At 64.8% G+C, this 19,858-nt stretch carries 16 protein-coding genes; 7 read left to right on the forward strand and 9 right to left on the reverse strand.

Annotation, left to right across the window (positions count from 1 at the left end):
- The 4 genes from fdhE to fdnG all read right to left on the reverse strand — a co-directional run.
- A partial coding sequence (gene fdhE / locus J7024_RS18645) for a formate dehydrogenase accessory protein FdhE domain-containing protein (RefSeq protein ID WP_234745351.1) occupies positions 1–209 on the reverse strand: 209 nt, incomplete at its 3' end.
- A 106-nt stretch (positions 210–315) separates the two neighbouring features.
- Complete coding sequence (locus J7024_RS18650) at positions 316–942, reverse strand: formate dehydrogenase subunit gamma (RefSeq protein WP_124826360.1); 627 nt, start codon at positions 940–942, stop codon at positions 316–318.
- Positions 939–1,853 carry a formate dehydrogenase subunit beta gene (gene fdxH / locus J7024_RS18655; protein WP_124826361.1) on the reverse strand — a complete coding sequence of 305 codons (915 nt, stop codon included), beginning with the start codon at positions 1,851–1,853 and terminating at the stop codon, positions 939–941. Before fdxH ends, J7024_RS18650 begins: the two co-directional genes overlap by 4 nt.
- A gap of 10 nt (positions 1,854–1,863) precedes the next feature.
- Entirely contained in the window at positions 1,864–4,935 is a 3,072-nt protein-coding gene (fdnG, locus tag J7024_RS18660; RefSeq protein ID WP_175751645.1) for a formate dehydrogenase-N subunit alpha, read from the reverse strand.
- A gap of 139 nt (positions 4,936–5,074) precedes the next feature.
- Between fdnG and J7024_RS18665 the strand changes: the two genes are divergently transcribed.
- The 4 genes from J7024_RS18665 (at position 5,075) to J7024_RS18680 (ending at position 8,447) form a co-directional block, all read left to right on the forward strand.
- Entirely contained in the window at positions 5,075–6,007 is a 933-nt protein-coding gene (locus J7024_RS18665; RefSeq protein WP_124826363.1) for a YihY/virulence factor BrkB family protein, read from the forward strand.
- A 53-nt stretch (positions 6,008–6,060) separates the two neighbouring features.
- Positions 6,061–6,351: a hypothetical protein gene (locus tag J7024_RS18670; protein WP_175751647.1), complete on the forward strand. Its 291-nt coding sequence runs from the start codon at positions 6,061–6,063 to the stop codon at positions 6,349–6,351.
- A gap of 82 nt (positions 6,352–6,433) precedes the next feature.
- Positions 6,434–7,594, forward strand: a complete 1,161-nt coding sequence (locus tag J7024_RS18675) for a porin (RefSeq protein ID WP_124826365.1) — start codon at positions 6,434–6,436, stop codon at positions 7,592–7,594.
- Positions 7,595–7,973: 379 nt separating this feature from the next.
- Positions 7,974–8,447 (forward strand): VOC family protein, encoded by a 474-nt coding sequence (locus tag J7024_RS18680; protein WP_124826366.1) that lies wholly within the window; start codon positions 7,974–7,976, stop codon positions 8,445–8,447.
- A gap of 965 nt (positions 8,448–9,412) precedes the next feature.
- On the opposite strand, the gene J7024_RS18685 is transcribed toward J7024_RS18680, so the two are convergent.
- Positions 9,413–9,862 (reverse strand): HU family DNA-binding protein, encoded by a 450-nt coding sequence (locus J7024_RS18685; RefSeq protein ID WP_006754477.1) that lies wholly within the window; start codon positions 9,860–9,862, stop codon positions 9,413–9,415.
- 258 nt (positions 9,863–10,120) lie between these two features.
- Here J7024_RS18685 and J7024_RS18690 point away from each other — a divergent pair, with 258 nt between their 5' ends.
- The gene (locus J7024_RS18690) at positions 10,121–11,260 is read left to right on the forward strand and encodes an acyltransferase family protein (protein WP_124826367.1); all 1,140 of its coding nucleotides are present in this window, start codon (positions 10,121–10,123) and stop codon (positions 11,258–11,260) included.
- A 443-nt stretch (positions 11,261–11,703) separates the two neighbouring features.
- On the opposite strand, the gene galU is transcribed toward J7024_RS18690, so the two are convergent.
- On the reverse strand, positions 11,704–12,591 hold the full coding sequence (gene galU / locus J7024_RS18695) for a UTP--glucose-1-phosphate uridylyltransferase GalU (RefSeq protein ID WP_124826368.1): 888 nt from the start codon (positions 12,589–12,591) through the stop codon (positions 11,704–11,706).
- A 228-nt stretch (positions 12,592–12,819) separates the two neighbouring features.
- Complete coding sequence (locus tag J7024_RS18700) at positions 12,820–12,963, reverse strand: hypothetical protein (RefSeq protein WP_175686281.1); 144 nt, start codon at positions 12,961–12,963, stop codon at positions 12,820–12,822.
- A gap of 214 nt (positions 12,964–13,177) precedes the next feature.
- On the opposite strand from J7024_RS18700, the gene J7024_RS18705 reads away from it, so the two are divergent.
- Complete coding sequence (locus tag J7024_RS18705) at positions 13,178–14,353, forward strand: acyltransferase family protein (RefSeq protein ID WP_175751649.1); 1,176 nt, start codon at positions 13,178–13,180, stop codon at positions 14,351–14,353.
- 400 nt (positions 14,354–14,753) lie between these two features.
- Here J7024_RS18705 and J7024_RS18710 read toward each other — a convergent pair whose 3' ends face one another.
- Positions 14,754–17,219, reverse strand: a complete 2,466-nt coding sequence (locus tag J7024_RS18710; RefSeq protein ID WP_124826370.1) for a glycosyltransferase family 4 protein — start codon at positions 17,217–17,219, stop codon at positions 14,754–14,756.
- Positions 17,220–17,335: 116 nt separating this feature from the next.
- Here J7024_RS18710 and J7024_RS18715 point away from each other — a divergent pair, with 116 nt between their 5' ends.
- Positions 17,336–18,373, forward strand: a complete 1,038-nt coding sequence (locus J7024_RS18715; protein WP_234745352.1) for an RNA-guided endonuclease InsQ/TnpB family protein — start codon at positions 17,336–17,338, stop codon at positions 18,371–18,373.
- 13 nt (positions 18,374–18,386) lie between these two features.
- Here the strand turns inward: J7024_RS18715 and J7024_RS18720 are convergent, their stop codons facing one another.
- The gene (locus J7024_RS18720) at positions 18,387–19,853 is read right to left on the reverse strand and encodes a flippase (RefSeq protein WP_234745356.1); all 1,467 of its coding nucleotides are present in this window, start codon (positions 19,851–19,853) and stop codon (positions 18,387–18,389) included.
- Positions 19,854–19,858 lie beyond the last annotated feature (5 nt).

Genomic DNA, 19,858 nt, shown 5'->3' on the forward strand with positions numbered 1-19,858 from the left:
AGGTTCAACTGCTGCAGCGTCGCGTGCTGCGCGTCGGCGACGGTGGCCATCAGCCGCAGGTAGCCGCTGATCGGGTTCAGGTCGGCAAGCTTGCGCAGCCGCGTGGCGCGCGCCGCGAATGCGGTGCCGCGCTCCGGCAGGCGAAAGCGGGGAATGGCGGAATGATCGAGCGCCGAGATCTCGGTCGGTTCGAGAATGCGTTGTGTCACAAATATGTCTTCCAAAAAACAAGCGCCGACGGATCGGCGCTTTTCAGGCGATTCCGACGGTGCCGGAACGGTACGCCGCGATGGCGAGCCGCCCCGCTCCGGTGCGCTACTTCACGCTTTCACGGAACCACTTCGGGTGATGCTTGCGTGCCCAGCCCAGCGTGACGGTGCCGCGCACCATCGCACCGATCGAGCCCTTCACCCACAACGCCGCGTAAATGTGCACGATGATGCTTGCGATCAGCACGAACGCCGCCACTGCATGCACGACGGCCGCCGCACGGATCACCTCGATCGGAAAATAGAACGAGAAGTAGCGCCGCCAGATCACGAGCCCGGACAGCAGGAGCAGCAGCAGGCACGCCACCAGCGTGAAGAATAGCAGCTTCTGTCCGGCGTTATACCGGCCGACGGGCGGCAGCTTGTCTTCCTGGTTGGTCAGCACGTCGCCGATCTGCTTCAGCCATTGACGATCGTCCGCGTCGAGCGCGTTGTGGTGCCAGAACCGCACCACGAGAATCGCGAACGACACGAACATCACCAGACCGACGAACGGATGCAGGATCCGCGTCCACTGGCCGCCGCCGAACAGCGCGGTGAGCCAGAACATCGACGGGTGGAACAGCGCGAGCCCGGACAGCGCAAGCAGCACGAACGTGATCGCGGTGATCCAGTGGTTCGTGCGCTCGTTCGGCGTGTAGCGAACGATCAGGTTCGGGTCGTCGTGTTTCATTTTCCGTCCTCCTTGATGCGTCGCGCCTCGTCGCGGGCGGCGGCTTCTTCCTCGTCGCTGACCTCGTTCGGACCGACCCGCGTGTAGTGGAAGAACCCGGCCAGCGCGGTCAGCGCGAGGCCGGCGACCGCCAGCGGCTTCGCGATCCCCTTCCACAGCTTCACCATCGGGCTGATCGACGGATTGTCGGGCAGGCCGTGATACAGCGACGGCTTGTCGGCGTGGTGCAGCACGTACATCACGTGCGTACCGCCGACGCCCTGCGGATCGTACAGCCCCGCATGCTCAAAACCGCGCTCCTTCAGGTCCTCGATCCGCTCGGCCGCGTGCTGCTTCATGTCCTCCTTGGTGCCGAACACGATCGCGCCCGTCGGGCAGGTCTTCACGCAGGCCGGCTCCTGGCCGACCGCGACGCGGTCGGAACAGAGCGTGCACTTGTACGCGCGATGATCCTTCTTCGAGATCCGCGGCACGTTGAACGGACAGCCGGTCACGCAATAGCCGCAACCGATGCAGTTCTCCTCGTGGAAATCCACGATCCCGTTGTTGTACTGCACGATCGCGCCCGGCGACGGGCATGCCTTCAGGCAGCCCGGATCCTCGCAGTGCATGCAGCCGTCCTTGCGGATCAGCCATTCGAGGTCGCCCGCCGGGTTCTCGTATTCGGAGAACCGCATCACCGTCCACGAGTGCTCGGTCAGGTCGGCCGGGTTGTCGTACACGCCGACGTTCGTGCCGATCTCGTCGCGCAGGTCGTTCCACTCCATGCATGCCGTCTGGCATGCCTTGCAGCCGATGCACTTCGATACGTCGATCAGCTTCGCGACGCTCCCGGTCACCGGTTCGCGCACCGTGGGCGGCGGCGTCGTGGTGGCGGAGACGCGCTTGATATCCAGCGATTGCAATGCCATCTCTTCCCCCTTACGCCTTTTCGACCTTCACCAGGAACGACTTGAATTCCGGTGTGTACGAGTTGCCGTCGCCGACGGACGGAGTCAGGGTATTGGCGAGATAGCCGGGCTTCGCGAGACCCTTGAAGCCCCAGTGCAACGGGACGCCGACCGTCTGGACCGTCTTGCCTTCGATCGTCAGCGGTTTGATCCGCTTCGTGACGAGGGCGACCGCGATGATGTAGCCGCGCTTGGACGACACCTTCACGCGCTCGCCGTGCGCGACGCCGACTTCCTTCGCGAGTTCTTCGCCGATCTCGACGAATTGCTCGGGCTGGATGATCGAGTTCAGCCGCGCATGCTTGGTCCAGTAGTGGAAATGCTCGGTGAGCCGGTAAGTCGTCGCGACGTGCGGGAACTCGGACACCTTGCCGAACGACGCGCGGTCGTCCGCGAACACGCGGGCCGCCGGATTGTTCAGCGCCAGAGGGTTGTCAGGGTGCAGCGGGTTCGCGGCGAGCGGCGTCTCGAACGGCTCGTAGTGCTCGGGGAACGGACCTTCGTTCATCGCTGCACGCGCGAAGAAGCGCGCGACGCCTTCCGGGTTCATGATGAACGGATTCATCCCGTTCTCGGGCGGTTCGTCCGCCTTGAAATCCGGCACGTCGGCCCCTTTCCACGCGCTGCCGTTCCAGCCGATCAGCTTGCGGGTCGGGTCGAACGGCTTGCCGCTCACGTCGCACGACGCACGGTTGTACAGGATCCGCCGGTTCGCGGGCCATGCCCACGCCCAGTTCAGCGTCTGACCGATGCCGGTCGGGTCGGCGTTGTCGCGCCGCCCCATCTGGTTGCCGGCCTGCGTCCACGCACCGCAGAAGATCCAGCAGCCGCTCGCGGTCGTGCCGTCGTCCTTCAGTTGCGCGAAGGCGGCAAGCTGCTCGCCCTTCTTCACGAGCACCTTGGCCGGATCCTTCGGATCGGTCAGGTCGGCGAGCGCGCGCCCGTTGAACTCCATCGCGAGTTCTTCGGGCGTCGGGCTTTCCGGGTTCGCATACGGCCAGGTCAGGTTCAGGATCGGATCGGGATACTTGCCGCCCTCTGCCTGATACATCTTGCGCATGCGCAGGAACAGCCCCGCCATGATCTCGAGATCGCTCCTCGCCTCGCCCGGCGGCTCCGCGCCCTTCCAGTGCCATTGCAGCACGCGGCTCGAACTCACGAGCGAGCCGTCCTCCTCCGCGAAGCACGTGGTCGGCAGGCGGAACACTTCGGTCTGGACCTTCGACGCATCGACGTCGTTGAAGTCGCCGTGATGCTTCCAGAACTCGGACGTCTCGGTCGCGAGCGGATCCATGATCACGAGCCACTTCAGCTTCGCGAGGCCCGCGGCCGTCTTCACCTTCGACGGCGCCGCCGCGAGCGGGTTGAAGCCCTGGCAGATGTAGCCGTTCATCTTGCCGGCATTCATCAGCTCGATCGCCTGCAGCAGGTCGTACTGCTTGTCCAGCTTCGGCAGGTAGTCGTAGCCCCAGTTGTTCTCGGCTGTCGCCGCATCGCCCCACCACGACTTCATGAAGCTGACGTGGAACGCCTTGTAGTTCTTCCAGTAGCTCAGCTGGTTCGGACGCAGCGGCTGCTGCGCGCGCTTCTTGATGTACGCGTCGAAGTCCTGCTCGGCCTGCATCGGCAGCGTCATGTAGCCCGGCAGCAGGTTCGACATCAGCCCGAGGTCGGTCAGCCCCTGGATGTTCGAGTGGCCGCGCAGCGCGTTCATCCCGCCGCCGGCGATGCCGATGTTGCCGAGCAGCAACTGCACCATCGCGCCGGTGCGAATGATCTGCGCGCCGATCGAGTGGTGCGTCCAGCCGAGCGCGTACAGCACCGTGCCGGCGCGGCCGGGCACGGCCGTCGTCGCGAGCATCTCGCACACCTTCAGGAATTTCTCGTTCGGCGTGCCGCAGACTTGCTGGACCAGGTCCGGCGTATAGCGCGCGTAGTGTTGCTTGAGCAGGTTGTAGACGCAGCGCGGATGCTGCAGCGTCGGGTCGACCTTCGCGAAGCCGTCGTCGCCGAGCTCGTAGTCCCAGCTCGATTTGTCCGGATACGCGTGTTTCTCCGCGTCGTAGCCGGAATAGATGCCGTCGTTGAACGCGAAGTCCTCGCGCACGATGAACGAGAAGTCCGTGTAGTTCTTCACGTACTCATGCTGGATCTTGTCGTGCGTCAGCAGATAGTTGATGACGCCGCCCAGGAAGACGATGTCGGTGCCGGTGCGAATCGGCGCGTAGTAGTCGGCCACCGAGGCCGTACGCGTAAAGCGCGGGTCGACGACGATCAGCCGCGCCTTGCGGTGCGCCTTCGCCTCCGTTACCCACTTGAAACCGCATGGATGGGCCTCGGCTGCATTGCCGCCCATCACGAGAATCACGTCCGCGTTCTTGATGTCGACCCAATGGTTCGTCATCGCTCCACGGCCAAACGTCGGGGCAAGACCTGCCACCGTCGGGCCATGTCAGACACGCGCCTGATTGTCGAATGCGAGCATCCCGAGGCTGCGGACAGCCTTGTGCGTCAGGTAACCGACTTCGTTGCTGCCCGCCGACGCGGCCAGCATGCCGGTCGTGAGCCAGCGATTGACCTTCGCGCCGTCTTCGGCCGTCTCGACGAAGTTCGCGTCGCGGTCGGCCTTCATCAGCTTCGCGATCCGGTCGAGCGCGTCATTCCACGAGATCGGCTCCCACTTGTCCGAACCGGGCGCGCGATACTCGGGGTGCGTCAGGCGGTTCGGGCTGTGGATGAAGTCGATCAGGCTCGCGCCCTTCGGGCACAGCGTGCCGCGATTGACGGGGTGATCGGGATCGCCTTCGATGTGGATGATGCTCGGCTGCGCATTCTTCGCGCCGTCGCCAAGGCCGTACATCAGGATGCCGCAACCCACTGAACAGTATGGACAGGTGTTGCGCGTTTCGGTGGTGCGCGCCAGCTTGTACTGTCGGACTTCGGCAAGCGCTTCCGTCGGAGAAAAGCCCATCAGGGCGAGACTCGATCCGGCAAGCGACGTGGCCGTCACCTTCAGGAACTGGCGCCGGGACATTTGTAGCATGATGGTCTCGGCGGTTTTGTGGGGTTGGGAGCAACTGAAAGGATTATAGACAGCCAACGCAACTATGATGGAATCTTCGGATCAATACTGATTTGTCTGATCCGCCAATATCCCGCGGTCAGCACACCACCGAACCGTCATGAAACGACAGATCACCTCGGAAGCCACCCGTCTCGCGCAACAACAGGCCAACTGGGCACTCAACGCGTTCAGGCGCTTCTCCTCGGACCGCTGCTCGGCGATGGCCGCGAGCATCGCGTTCTTCTCCGCGTTCTCGCTCGCACCGACGCTCGTGATGGTGATCGCGGTGGCCGGCTGGTTCTACGGCGACGATGCCGCGCGCGGCCAGGTGTTCGAGCAGGCACATCAACTGATCGGCGACGATGCCGCGGCCAGCATCCAGACCATCGTGCAGAACGCGCATCGCGCAGGCGAGCGCGGCGGCATCGCGGCGCTGATCTCCTTCGCCGCGCTCGCGATCGGTGCGTCGGCAACGTTCGCGTCGCTGAACACGGCGCTGAGCGTGATCTGGCCGAGCACCGAAAACCGCTGGTCGAGCATGCTCGGGCTCGTGCGCGTGCGGCTGGTTTCGTTCGGGCTCGTGCTCGGCGTCGCGTTCCTGCTGATCGTGTCGCTTGTGCTCGACACCGCGATCACGTTCGTCGGCACCTGGCTGCTCGGCAATTCGCCGTATGTGGTCGTCACCAACCTGCTGCAGTTCTTCGTCGGCATCGCGGTGCTCGCGGGCGCGTTCGCCGCGCTGATGAAGTTCCTGCCCGACGCGCGCGTCGCGTGGCGCGACGCGGCAGTCGGCGGGATCGTGTCGGCGATCCTGTTCTCCGGTGGCAAGAAGCTGTTCGCGCTGTATCTCGCACACGCTGGCACGGCGAGCGCGTTCGGTGCGGCCGGATCGTTCGCGGTACTGTTGATGTGGCTGTACTTCTCCGCCGCCGTGCTGTTGCTCGGCGCGGAATTCGCGGCTGCGCGCGGCGTCGCGCACCGCCGCACCGCCGATGTGCCGGCCGCGTCCGCACAGGCCGAGCGCCCCGCCGATCACGCGCGCGGCAACTGATTGCCCCTTCCTGCTCGTCACGCGGCCGCGCATGTTTGCGTGCGCGCCGTGCCTTGCACAACTCTTCGCGCTTTCGCAACGACCTCGCCGCCGCGCGCCGGCGCGACGCTGATGCGTTCGTTGCATCGGCGCGTAACGCTCGCCGCAAAGGCAAACGTTTGCAAGCTTCGATTTTCGTGCGCGAACCCGCCAAATCGGCCCGTGCGTTGCCGAACGCATCAAACGTCGCAACAATCGCGGCGCAGCAATTGTCAACTATTTCAAAAAGAGGAACAGTTCTTGATGTGCTTGATATATATGGACTTTTTCTCGCTGTTACCTTTTCGAGACACTTTATTTTTTAAGCTTTCTTGCCTGTATGGCACTGAGCTATTCTCCAATCCGCAACAAATAACGACTGAATCATTTGCGTGGAGATACTCAACGATGAAGAAACTCGCTCTCTCGACCCTCTCGCTCGCCCTGCTGGGCGCCGCTGGCGCTGCTCACGCTCAATCCAGCGTGACGCTGTACGGCGTGATCGATACGTCGATCGCACTGGTTCACGGCAATGACGGCCAGGCCAACAACATGGTGCAAATGCTGTCGGGCAACCTGCAAGGCAGCCGCTGGGGCCTGAAGGGTGCTGAAGACCTGGGTGGCGGCCTGAAGGCAATCTTCCAGATCGAAAACGGCTTCAACCCGGGCACCGGCAAGCTGAGCGCATCCAACACGATCTTCAACCGCCAGGCTTACGTCGGCCTGCAAAGCAACCAGTACGGCACGCTGACGCTGGGCCGCCAGTACGACCCGGTGGTCGACCTGGTCCAGGCAGTCACGGCTGACAACTACTTCGGCAGCTTCTTCGCGACCCCGGGCGACGTCGACAACAACGACAACAGCCTGCGCGTCAGCAACGCGATCAAGTACGCTTCGCCGGTCTGGAACGGCTTCCAGTTCGAAGGCATGTACGGTCTGAGCGGCGTTGCAGGCCGTCCGGGCCAAGGTCAGACGTGGTCGGCCGCAGCCGCCTACAACAACGGCCCGATCGGCATCGCAGCCGGCTACTTCTACGCGAACAACCCGTCGCCGACGACGGGCCCGACCCGTTCGGGCTGGGGCTCGACGACGTCCGACAACATCGTCGACGGCCCGATCAACGCAGGCTACGTGACGGCGAAGTCGATCGGCATCGCGCAAGTCGCAGGCCAGTACGCAATCGGCCCGGTGACGCTCGGCCTCGGCTACAGCAACGCGCAATACAAGCCGGACGCATACTCGCTCTACACGTCGACCGAGAAGTACAACACGGGCCGCGCGTTCGTGACGTACCAGGTCACGCCGCCGCTGCTGCTGGGCCTCGGCTACTCGTACACGAAGGCGAGCGGCAACACGGACGCCAAGTACCACCAGGTGTCGCTGGGTGCGGACTACTCGCTGTCGAAGCGCACGGACGTCTACCTGCTCGGCGCTTACCAGCACGCGAGCGGTACGCAGTTGAACGACGACGGCACGACGTCGGCAGCGCAAGCATCGATCGGCTCGTACGGCTACGCCGGCACGAAGTCGCAGGAAATGGTCGCTCTGGGCCTGCGCCACAAGTTCTAAGAAGTACGCTTCCGGTGTGCATGGCGTCTCCGACGCCATGTCGCCGAACTGCAAAACCAGTCATCGGTTTCGGCCGTGGCTGGTTTTTTTTCGTCCGTCGCCAGCGGCCCGGTGGCGGGCTGCGGTCGCGTGCCAGCCCCATCGGTACGACAACGTACGGGAAGCGGCTCCTGGAGGGCCTGTGACGCGCCAGAGGCGCACTTGCGGGCATCCGGGCACGTCGACCGTTGCCCCGCCCTCCATTCGATCACAACGCGCGTTGCACGATCCGGACGACTATCCTTCGACGTGTCGAGTTCGGCAGGCTTCATCCGTCGTATCGATGGCGGCATGCACGCAGGCTGCCGCTGCCCTATCGACCGCTGACAGGAGACATCCCATGACGATTCAGAAGATCACGCCATTCCTCTGGTACTCGACGGAAGCCGAGGAAGCCGCAGCCTTCTATGCAGGCATTTTCCCGAACTCGCGTGTCGTGCGCGTCACGACGGTATCCGGCGCTGGCGGCACGCGGATGGTCGAATTCGAGCTGTTCGGCCAACCGTTCATCGCGATGAGCCACCCGCGCACGGAGACGTTCAACCACGCGATTTCGCTGATGATCAGTTGCGCCGACCAGGCGGAACTCGACCGCTACTGGAGCGCGCTGCTCGAGAACGGCGGCACGGCCGACAGCTGCGGCTGGTTACGGGACCGCTACGGCGTCTCGTGGCAGATCGTTCCGGACGCGCTGATCCCGATGATGGCCGACCGCGACGAGATCAAGGCCGCACGCGTGGCCGCCGCGATGATGCAGATGACGAAGTTCGATGTCGCCGCGTTGAAGGCAGCGTATGAGGGCACGGCGGGCTGACGTTGAGCCATCGGTGCGACGCGTGCGTCGCGAGGCGCGGGGACGCTCGTGCGGCGCGGTCGATCGTGCATGGCCGTCGGCGCAGGACGTCTCTGCCGAGGCGCTGCGTCGCGTGGCGATGCAATCCCGGGCGATGGTTGCGTGCCATGCCGACAGCTTCGGTTCGACGGTCCATTCATTACACGTCGCGCATCGCGCGTCGCGCGTCGCGAACGAATGCGGCAACCGGTTCGGCGAACATCGATCGCGTCATCGCCGTCACTGCGCAACCAGAGTCGGTGCGCGCGGCCGTGACGATCGGCGCATACGTATCGGAGAGAGGTAGGCCACTCCGCTCGCCGCGGCGATGTTCTCGATCGATGACTCCGCAGATCACGGCGCTGTGCCGAACGCATGCGCAAATGCGAGCACGACGTTGCATTCGTCGCCGCACCCGCCTGGTTTCGCGACGGTCGCGAGAAGGGAGGTGACCGTCTCGCACACAGGCATTGGCTCGAACGAGGCGACGACGCGCGATGCATCTCTTCGTCGACAGAATCGCCAGATCGCGATCGCTGCATGCCAGCCCGTCGATACCGACAACACAAATCGCAGCGCGACGACTCGCCCGAATTGCAGTGCGCGTCGCGCCGACATGCAGCCCGATCGCGGCGCGCGCGACCCTCGAGCTGCCGGAGAATTCGACGGGAACGGCAGCGTCCCGGCTCGTAAAACGAGGCTCGCACGGCCACGCATGAACAACGGGCCGCGCGGCAAAGCAACCCGCGAGCGCATGCGCCGCGCCCACCATCCGCACATACGACACGCCGCCTCGAATGCGCATCGCGCGACACGAGATCGCACACCCCGCCTCGACCGCCGCCCGATTTGCGCAACGCAATAAAAATCCCCGCACGCTTTCGCGTGCGGGGATCGTCGGACATCGTAACGGTTGCCGACCTGCAGTCGGCAACCGTTACGCGGCATTACGCTGCCGCGTCCTTCAGCTTCTTCAGCGCACGTGCCTTCACGCGCACGCTGGCCGGCTTTGCCGGGAACCAGCGCTCTTCACCCGTGAACGGATCCTTGCCGAAGCGCTTCTTCTTCGCCGGAACGACTTGCGCCGTGATCTTCAGCAGACCCGGCAGCGTGAACTCGCCTGCGCCCTTCTTGTGAACCGAGCCCAGCACGACGTTTTCGAGTGCGGTGAGCACTGCCTTGACCGCCTTCACTTCGACAGCTGCGCGCTCGGCGATATGCGTTGCGAGCGATGCCTTCGTGAACTTGTCCTTCAGCGGCGTCGGAGCAGCCGGTGCTGCCTTCGCGACAGCCTTCTTGGCCACTACTTTCTTCGCGGGCGCAGCCTTTTTGGCAGCCACTTTCTTGGTGGCCGGTGCGGCAGCCTTCTTGGCCACCTTTTTTGCGGAAGTCGCCATGTTTCTCCTACCAGGTGTGGTCGTTGGATACACGAAGCGTGCAACGCGCGCGCTTCAACGCCGGATTCTACAAGCGCCTTGACGCTTCGTGCAGTACTTTTATGCGTTTTCGCGGGGTTTCCCGCAGGTTTTGTTGCGCCCGACCGACTTCGCCGACGCTCGAGCATCGAAAAACGTCGTCACGTATACGTCCGGACCGGAATTACGTTCGATATTTGCGTACCTATACTGACCTCGCTCAGTGCCACGGATGCCTTCATGCGCGAAGTCAGATACGTCAAAGGACTCGACGGCCTGCGAGCCATCGCCGTCATCCTCGTTTTCCTGTCCCACAAGGGCCACGTCCTCGCTGTCGACGTGGGCAAGCTCGGCGTGTGGACGTTTTTCTTCATCAGCGGATTCCTGATCGTCGGCGAGCTTCATCGCAACCGTCAGGCGATCGAGCGCGGCACGATGACGCGCCGCCATGCGTTCGCGCTGTTCCTCGCCAAGCGCGCGCTGCGGATCTTTCCCGTCTACTACCTGCTGCTCGCCGCGCTCGCGATCGCGCACGCGCTGTTCTACCAGCGCGGCGTCAATCTCGGGCTCGCGTGGCACGCGACGTTCCTGTCGAACTACTGGATCGGCGTCGTCAAGGACGGCTGGCCCGGCTCCACGTCGCACTTCTGGAGCCTCGCGGTTGAGCAGCAGTTCTATCTGATTGCGCCGCTGACGCTGCTCGCCGTGCCTGCGGCGCGACACGTCCGGCTCGGCATCTCGGCCGTCGCGGCATGCGCGCTCGCACATCTCGCGCTCTATGCGGTCGATGCGTCGCCGGTGCTGATCTACGCGTTTTCCCCGTGGAATTTCGCGCTGATCGCGCTCGGCGGCATCGGCGCAATGGCGCTCGCCGATCGCGGTCCAGCCGTCGCACGCCGCATTCCGCCCGGCTGGCTCGGTGCCGCCGGCATCGTGATTTTCCTCGTGCTGCCCGCGCTCACGACGCTGCCCGACCTCGTGACGGGGCTCGCGGATCTCGGCCTGTCCGCATCGCTCGGCTCGCTGATGCTGTGGATCGTGACCGAACCCGACCATCCAGCCGTGTCGCTGCTCGACTGGGCGCCGCTCGTCTATCTCGGCACGATCAGCTACGGCTTCTACCTGTTCCACAACCTGATTCCGGCGCGCTTCGGCGTGTTGCCGGCAACGTTCGCGCACGTGCCGATCCCGGCGATCGTCCGGGATGTCCTGCCTGAAGTGCTGCAGTTCGCGCTCGCCGTGCTGCTCGCGCATCTGTCGTGGCGCTACCTGGAAAAGCGTCTGCTCGACTTCAAGAAACCGGTCGCCGCGATGCTGGCGCGCCACTTCGTCGCTCGGCCCGACACGTCGCCGCGCCGAGCGGAAAGCCGGCGTCGATGACCTCGAACCGGAAACGCGTGGCGCGACCACGGTACGCGATGCCGGCACGCGGAAACGGCGCCGGAAACGCGTTGCACCGAAGGAGCAAGGCTTGAATACGCCGCGTCGACATCAATCCTGCATCGACATCACCGCGAACGCGGGCAGCGGTCACACCAACCGGGCATCGATCAAACCGCAAGCAGCCGGTACACCGGCACCGGTTTCAGTCGGACAAGCAATCCTGACCGAACGCGACCGACGCGCACCGCAAACCAGGCCGCGCGCCGGTACGTCAGGAGCCCCGCGCCCGCTCGCCTTAAACCCGCCCGACTTCAGCCCGACCGCTCGCCCGCCGTCCGTCACCCGCCCCGTTTCGCCCGGACGCAAAAAAGCCCCGACGCGCAAGGCAGCCGGGGCCAACGGAACAACCACCACCTGAAACAACGGAGCAGCGCGGCTGCTTATGCGACAGCAGCCAGCGTGGGCAGACAGGTACGCAGATACGCCTCGAATTCGCGGCTCACTTCCGGATGCTGGAGTGCGAGCTCGACGGTCGCCTTCAGGTAACCGATCTTGCTGCCGCAATCGAAACGCGTGCCGTAGTAGCGATACGCGAGCACCTGTTCGTGCGCCAGCAGCGACTGGACGGCGTCGGTGAGTTGCAGTTCGCCGCCCGCCCCCGGCTTGAGCCGGCGCAGGTGATCGAAAATCGTCGGCATGAACACGTAGCGACCGACCACGCCGAGGTTCGACGGCGCATCTTCCGGCGCCGGCTTCTCGATGATGCCGGACAGCTTGATGATGTCCTCTTCCCATTCGCGGCCTTCGACGACGCCGTACGAACGGCTGTCGTCGCGCGGGATCGTCTCGACTCCGATCACCGAGCTGTGATAGTGATCGAACACGTCGACGAGTTGCTTGAGCACCGGCTGCTCGCCGTGCAACAGGTCGTCGGCGAGAATCACCGCGAACGGCTCGCCATGCACGAGCTTTTCCGCGCACAGCACCGCGTGGCCGAGGCCGAGCGCTTCCGGCTGGCGCACGTAGAAGCAGTTCACGTGGCTCGGCTTGATGCCGCGCACGAGTTCGAGCAGCTTTTCCTTGCCGCGCGCCTCGAGCTCGGCCTCGATCTCGTACGACTTGTCGAAGTGATCCTCGATCGCGCGCTTGCTGCGCCCGGTCACGAAGATCATCTCGGTGATACCGGCGTTGATCGCTTCCTCGACCGCGTACTGGATCAGCGGCTTGTCGACGACGGGCAGCATTTCCTTCGGGCTCGCCTTCGTTGCCGGGAGGAACCGCGTGCCGAGACCGGCGACGGGGAACACGGCCTTGGTGACTTTCAACATGTTCGCATCCTGATTGCGTTGACTGCGCCGCGTCGACCTGCGACCCGGCGCGGTTGTTTTCCGAACGGCATATCGAGAATCGACGGTACGGCCAATTTCACTCCGTTCATTTTCGATATGGACCGATTGCCCATTTTTCCGAAAAAGAGATAATCAGCCGATCCGGTCGATATTGCCGCACCCATTGTCGAAGCAGAAACAAATTACCGATTTCACGGATACAAATACTTACGATTCGAATTCCTCGATATACGGGACGCTACCCCGTTCGAGACCGGGGCGAATCGGCTCGTTCTTCAGCGCCTCGCGATACGCCGACAGCACGGCCATGACCAGCAGTACTGCCGCGCTCGCGATCCAATGCATGTCCATCTTGCCGCTCCTTGCATCAATCAACCGGAGCTTCAAACTAACAGAAAAAAATCGGCAAATAATTGCGGCGGCTTCGAAACCGCTTTCAGAACGTGAATAAGGCCATTACGTGAAACACCATTATTTCTCGTCGCGATTTTTTTATTCATTCGATCGAATTCTTGCGCATTACGATTGGACCATCCCCTTCATCCGTCGCAAGGAATCGAATCGCATGCAAGCTTTCAGCGGATCGTCTTTGACTGCGCCGCCCGTCGCCGACCACAAGGAACACGTGATCGACGCGATGCGCGGGTTCGCGGCGCTGCTCGTCGCCTATTTCCATTGCCGCCAGGTCGCCTGGGTCGGCATGCAGAGCTTCCATCGCGCTTACGGTCACGCGCTGGATCCGAGCGTGATCGTCGGCTATCTGACGTTCCCGTTCGCGTGGGGCTCGGCCGGCGTGCCGATCTTCTTCGTGATCAGCGGCTACTGCATCCACCGCAACGCGGCGCTGAAATTCGCGGCCAACCCGGCGTACCGGCTCGACGCGCCGAATTTCTGGGCGCGCCGCTTCGCGCGCATCTATCCGGTGCTGCTCGCCGCGCTGCTGTTCACGCTCGCGCTCGACGCGATCAGCCTGCAGATCGCGCCGGTCAGCCACAAGATCCGCGACATCGGCATCGCCGCGTTTCTCGTGAACCTGTTCTCGCTGCAGGGCGTCGCCGGCTATACGTACGGGTCGAACGGCGCGCTGTGGACGCTGTCGCTCGAAGTGCAGTTCTACGTGGTCTATCCGCTGCTGTTCGCGCTGCGCCGGCGCGTCGGGATGCCGGCCATCGTCGCGGGCGTCGCGCTCGTCAACGTCGCGTCGGCGTTGCTGCTGGAGCGGCACGACCTGCAGTTCTTCACGTCGTACTGGCTGTCGTGGACGATCGGCGCGTGGATCGCCGACGTGCGCGCGCAGCCGGCGCGCGGCACGCCCGCCGTGCCGTCGCGCGCGTGGTACGGCGCGGCTGCCGTGCTGCTGGCTGCGGGCTGCGGCGCGTTCCACTTCGGCCAGTACGGCGCGTTCCAGCTGTGGGCGGCCGGCTTCGCGTGCTTCCTGTACCGCGCGCTCGCGTGCCCGCCGCGTCCGACACCGCTGCTGCGCTTGCTCGGCCGGTTCGGCGACTTCAGCTACTCGCTGTACCTGATTCACCTGCCGCTGTTCGTCTGCCTCGGCTCGGTGCTGTTCCATTCCGAGCTGCAACTGTCGATCTGGCCGTCGCTCGCGTTCATGGCCGCGGCGATTCCGGTCGCGTACCTGTTCTACCGGCTGTTCGAACGACCGGCGATGGCGTGGTCGGCGAGCCTGAAGCCGACGCGCGCGGCCCGGGTCGTCGCATCGGCGCCCGAGCAGGCCGCCTGAGCGCGTCGTGACGGCGGCTCCAGCCCCCGTGCGGCTTCCGGCTGCGCAGGGGCTTTTCATGGAACGAAGCGGCACGAGGATGCGTTCCCGCGCCAAGGCGTGACGCGAGCCACGCAGCAAGGCGCCTGACCGGCGCGTAACGGCCGCTTGTCGGCTGTCCTACCCGTCGGGCCGCGTCTCGACCGCGGGTCCGCACGGCGACGCCTCTGGCGTCCCGAAAGGCGATTCCGATCGAGACGGCTGCCGGCCGCATACCCGCAGAACGGGCATCTACCCGCCCCGACAAGGAAACATCCCTTGCCGCGCAGCACGCTCCCGTCCGCCCGCAAAACAAAGCCCCCATGCAGCGCGACACCGCATGAGGGTCCGTTTTTGCGCCGACTCGCGCCGGCACGCATGCTTACCGCTTCTTCGCCTTCGCAGCCTTCGCTGTATCCGCGAGAATCTTCTCGACCCGCTCAACATAGGTCTCGGTGCCGAACCGGCGCACCGCCGTCGCACGCCCGCTCGCGACGAGCCGCGCGCGCAACGCGGCGTCGCGCTGCAGCTTGCCGAGCGCATCGGCCAGCGCACCCGCGTCGCCCGGCTCGCACAGCAACCCGCTTTCCCTGTCCTCGATGATCTCGACGACCCCGCCCGCGCGGGCCGCGACCACCGGCCGGCGCGCGAGCATGCCCTCGACGATCACTCGCCCGAACGGCTCGGGCGTGATCGACGTATGCGCGACCACGTCCACCGCCTTCATGCACGCGGCCACGTCGCGCTGGAAACCGAGGAAATGCACGCGTTTGTCCATGCCGTGACGCGCGACGGTCTCGTGCAGTTGCGCGGCGTATTCGTCCTCGCCGAACAGCGGCGCGCCGACCAGCACCACGTGCATGTCCGGATGCCGCGCGGCGGCCTCGAGCAGCAGATGCTGCCCCTTCCAGCGCGCGAGGCGGCTGAACGAGCCGACCAGCCATGCGTGCTCGGGTAGCCCGAAGCGCGCGCGCAGCGCGGCCTGGCTGACGTCGTCCAGCGCATCGAACGGTTCGGCGGAAATCCCGTTGAACACGACGTCGACATGCTGCGGCGTGAAGCCCGTCAGCGCGCGAAATGCCTGTGCGGACGCATCGGAGTTCGCGATCACGCGCGTGACGCCCAGGCGCGCGCAGTACTTGATCGCCATCAGCTGCTTGCTGCCGAAATGGTCGTCGCTGACGATGTCGCGCAAGTGCCAGACCACCGGCTTGCGCGCGAGCCGCCCGGCCAGTGCGGCGACCACCATGGCGCGCTGCGTGTTCGCGTAGATCACCTCGGCGCGACGCGCACGCCGCGCGACGTCGCGCACCATCCCGACGAGCTGCTTCATTGCGCCGGCCGACACGCCGCCCTGCTTGCGCACGCCGGCGAGCGCGCCCTGGTCGAGCACGTCGACGCGTGCGCCGACCTCGTCGAGCGCCGCGCGAAACGGGCCGTCGTCAAACAGCAGCACGTCGGCGTTCGCGCGCATGTGCTTCATGATTTCGAGCAGCGACAGCTCGGCGCCGCCGAGCACGCCGCTCTGGTCGAGCACGAGCGTCGCCGGGCCGCGCGCGGCCGGCATCGGCGCTGCGGCCGTGCCGCGCTGCGCGGTCGAGCCGGGCAACGCCGCCTCCACATAGTCGATAAAACGTCGCCGGAAGGTGTCGGCGGAGAAGCGCTCCGCGTTCGCGCGGCACGCCTTCGGCGTGAAGCGCTGCGGCGCGCGCTCGAAATCGTCGACGGCCGCGACGATCGCATGCGGTGTCTGCTCGTCGAAGAACAACCCGGTCGGATTCCCGTGCGACTGCGGCTCCAGCACGGTTTCGAGCGCGCCGCCCTTGCCGTATGCGATCACGGGCGTGCCGCATGCCTGCGCCTCGACGACCGAAATGCCGAAATCCTCCTCGGCCGCGAACACGAATGCCTTCGCGCGGCGCATCCGGTCGTGCAGCACCGCGAACGGCTGATAGCCCATGATTTCGACGTTCGGGCCGGCCTTCGCGCGGATCTTCTGCATCTCCGGGCCGTCGCCGATCACGACGAGCTTGCGCTCGGGCGTGCGCGAGAACGCGTCGACGATCAGGTCGATCTTCTTGTACGGCACCATCCGCGACGCGGTCAGGTAGAAGTCGTCCTTCGTCTCGTTCAGCGAGAAGCTGTCGACGTCGACCGGCGGGAAAATCACGGCCGCGTCGCGGTGATACACCTTGCGGATCCGGCGCGCGATGAACGCGGAATTCGCGACGAAGCCGTCGACCGCATTCGCCGTGCGCGTGTCCCAGTTGCGGATGTAGTGCAGGATCATCCGCGCGAGCAGCGACTTCGGCCCGTGCGTGAGATTCGACTGCTCCAGATACTGGTGCTGCAGGTCCCACGCATAGCGGATCGGCGAATGCACGTAGCTGATGTGCATCTGGTCCGGCCCCGTCAGCACGCCCTTCGCGACCGCATGGCTGCTCGAGATCACGAGGTCGTACCCGGACACGTCGAGTTGCTCGATCGCAAGCGGCATCAACGGCAGGTAGCTGCGGTATCTGGTGCGCGCGAACGGCAGTTTCTGGATGAACGACGTCGTCACCCGCTTGCCGCGCACGAACGCGCGATCGTCGAGAAAGTCGACGAGACTGAACAGGTCCGCGTCGGGAAAGCACGCGACGATCTGCTCGAGCACGCGCTCGGCGCCCGCATACGTGACGAGCCAGTCGTGGACGATCGCCACGCGCAGCGGGCGCGACGCATGGCGGGCGCCTGCCTGCCCGGCCGATTCGGCACGGCGCAGCGCGGCGGCGGCACCGGCTTCGGCCACGGCGCCGTCGGCCGTGGCGATGTTCAGGATGGCGTGTTCCGCCAGATCGCGATTCATCAGTCGCTCCATGAAACCCCGCCATTTCCCCCAAGGGGACTTCCTTCGGGGCGGATGACGGGAAGGAAAGGAGTGCTGTTGACAGGCAGCTTCTTCCACGGGTTAGTCTCGCCGGTATGATTCTTGTCTACCGCTACCGGGTGAAGTCGCTCAACGGACTGCTCAACAAGCAGAGCCGTGCGGTGAACTACGTCTGGAACTTCTGCAACGACACACAGAAGCACGCGCTCAAGTGGCGCAAGAAATGGCCGACCGGCTTCGACCTGAACGTGCTGACGACCGGCAGCAGCAAGGAACTCGGCATCCACTCCGGTACGGTCAACGCTACGTGCAAGCAATACGCGAAGTCGCGCAACCAGCACCGGCGCCCTTACCTGCGTTATCGCGGCAGGAAATCGCTTAAGGGCCGTGACCGGAAGCGCGACAGCGATGCGTTTTGCTTTGCCGGCAACACCTTCCGCGTGTTCAACAGTCGGCCACTTCCCGAAGGCAAGATCAAGGACGGAACCAACTTTGCGCAGGATGCGCGGGGCAACTGGTTTCTCAACATCGTGATCGAGATGCCTGATGTTCCTGCCCGACCGATCCGCTCCGGTGTCGGCATCGATCTTGGCCTGAAAGACTTCGCCACACTTTCGACGGGCGAGAAGCTGCCAACTGACCGGTTCGGTCGACGCGCGGCCGAGAAGCTCGCGAAAGCGCAACGGGCGCGACAGCACAAGCGGCATATCGCGAAGTTGCACGCCAAGGTCGCGAATGCCCGTGCCGATTTCCAACACAAGCTCGCGCTCGATCTGGTGCGGCGCTTCGATTACATCGCGGTTGGCAACGTGTCGGCCGCGAAGCTCGCCAGGACCAGGATGGCGAAAAGCGTCTACGACGCATCCTGGTCGTCCTTCCGAAACAAGCTCCGTTATAAGGCGATCGCGCATGGGGCCACGTTCGAGGAAGTCGACGAAAGCGGTTCCACCCAGTCCTGTTCGGCGTGCGGGTCGAAAGACAGCACGACGCGGCCGAAAGGTATCGCGGGACTGCGAATAAGAGAGTGGGCCTGCGACGGCTGTGGTGTCGTGCATGATCGTGATATCAACGCTGCGCTGAACATTCTCCGATGCGGACGTGCATCGCCGGTTGTGGGAATCCGCTGCCTTTAGGCCGTGGAGGACGTCAAATGGTTTTCCTCGCATTGAGACGGACGAACAGGTCGCGCACGAGCGCGCGCAGGCCCGGCGTCATCGTGAGCGACCACGCAAGGTTCAGCACCAGCACGACCGCGCACATGCCGATCGACTCGCCGAGCCCCGACCACGCCTGCGCGAGAAACAGGCTCGCGAGCAAGAAGGCGAGATGCGCGAGCATGTCGAGCACGATCGCGCGCATCCGGATCGCCGACAGGTACAGCAGCACGCCGTAGTCGACCAGCGCACGCGTGGCGACGACGACCGCCGCCCCGATCAGCCCGAAGTGATGAATGCCGAACCACAGGCCGCCGACGAAGAACGGCATCTCGATGAGGCCCGCGAACGCGGCGCGCGCCGGGTTGACCTGCGACTGGATCAGGATCCGCGTGACGCTCGCCTGACCGACGAGCCATACGCTGATCACCAGCACGCGCCCGACCGGCGCCGAATGCGCGGCGAGATCGGCGCCGACCCACAGCGTGAGGAACGGCGCAAGCGCGAAGATCGCGACGATGCCGACCGGCGTGAACACCCCGTTCAGGAATTCGAGCGACTGGCGCGCGAGCGTGTCGGCGTGATCGCGGCCGACCGCCGACAGGCGCGGAAACAGCGTGCGCACCAGCGCGTTCGGCAGCATGTTCAGCCGCGTGACGAGGTTCTGCGGGACCGTGTAGTAAGTGACGAACTTCGCGCCCATGCCGGCGCCGAGCATCACGCGATCGAGCGTGTCGGCGATCATGCTGGCCGTGCTGGCGATCAGCATCCAGCCGCCGAAGTTGAACAGCCCTTTCGCGGTGCCCCACCGCGGCGGATCGATGCGCCGGATCCCGAGCACCTTGATGCTCGCGTGACCGAGCATCACCGCCGCGATCAGCCGCGCGACGACCGCCGCGGCCAGCACCGTCTGCAGGTTCGGCGCGATCCACCACGCTGCGCCGAGCGGCAGCAGCTGGAACAGGAACGTGCCGATCGTCTGGTTCGTATTGAACACGCCGAACCGCTCGGCGCCGTTGATCGCGCCGGCGAACACCCACGACACGTTCGCGAGCGGAATCGCGAGCGCGAGCCACGGCAGCGCGAGATACACCTCGTGCTGCATCGCCGCCGACACCTTCGTGAAATACGCGGTGTAGACGAACGCGCCGAAGTAGATGAGCAGCCCGCCCGCGATGCCGGTGCCGAGGTTCAGCCAGAACGCGCTCCAGAACACGCGGGCGCTTTCGTCCTCGTTGCCGCTCGCGAGCGCCTTCGAGATGTGGTTCTGCGCGGCCATGCTCATCCCGAGATCGAGGATCCCGAAATAGCCGATCAGCGTCCACACGAGGCTCACGACGCCATAGCGTTCGACCCCGAGCGCGTGAATATAAGCCGGCACCGTCACCAGCGACACGAAGGTCGGCAGGATCAGCCCGATGAAGTTGATCGAAACGTTCTTGAGTATGCCTTTGTCCATGCTTT

The organism is Burkholderia sp. WTPI3 (assembly GCF_021483755.1).
Taxonomy (GTDB): Bacteria; Pseudomonadota; Gammaproteobacteria; order Burkholderiales; family Burkholderiaceae; genus Burkholderia.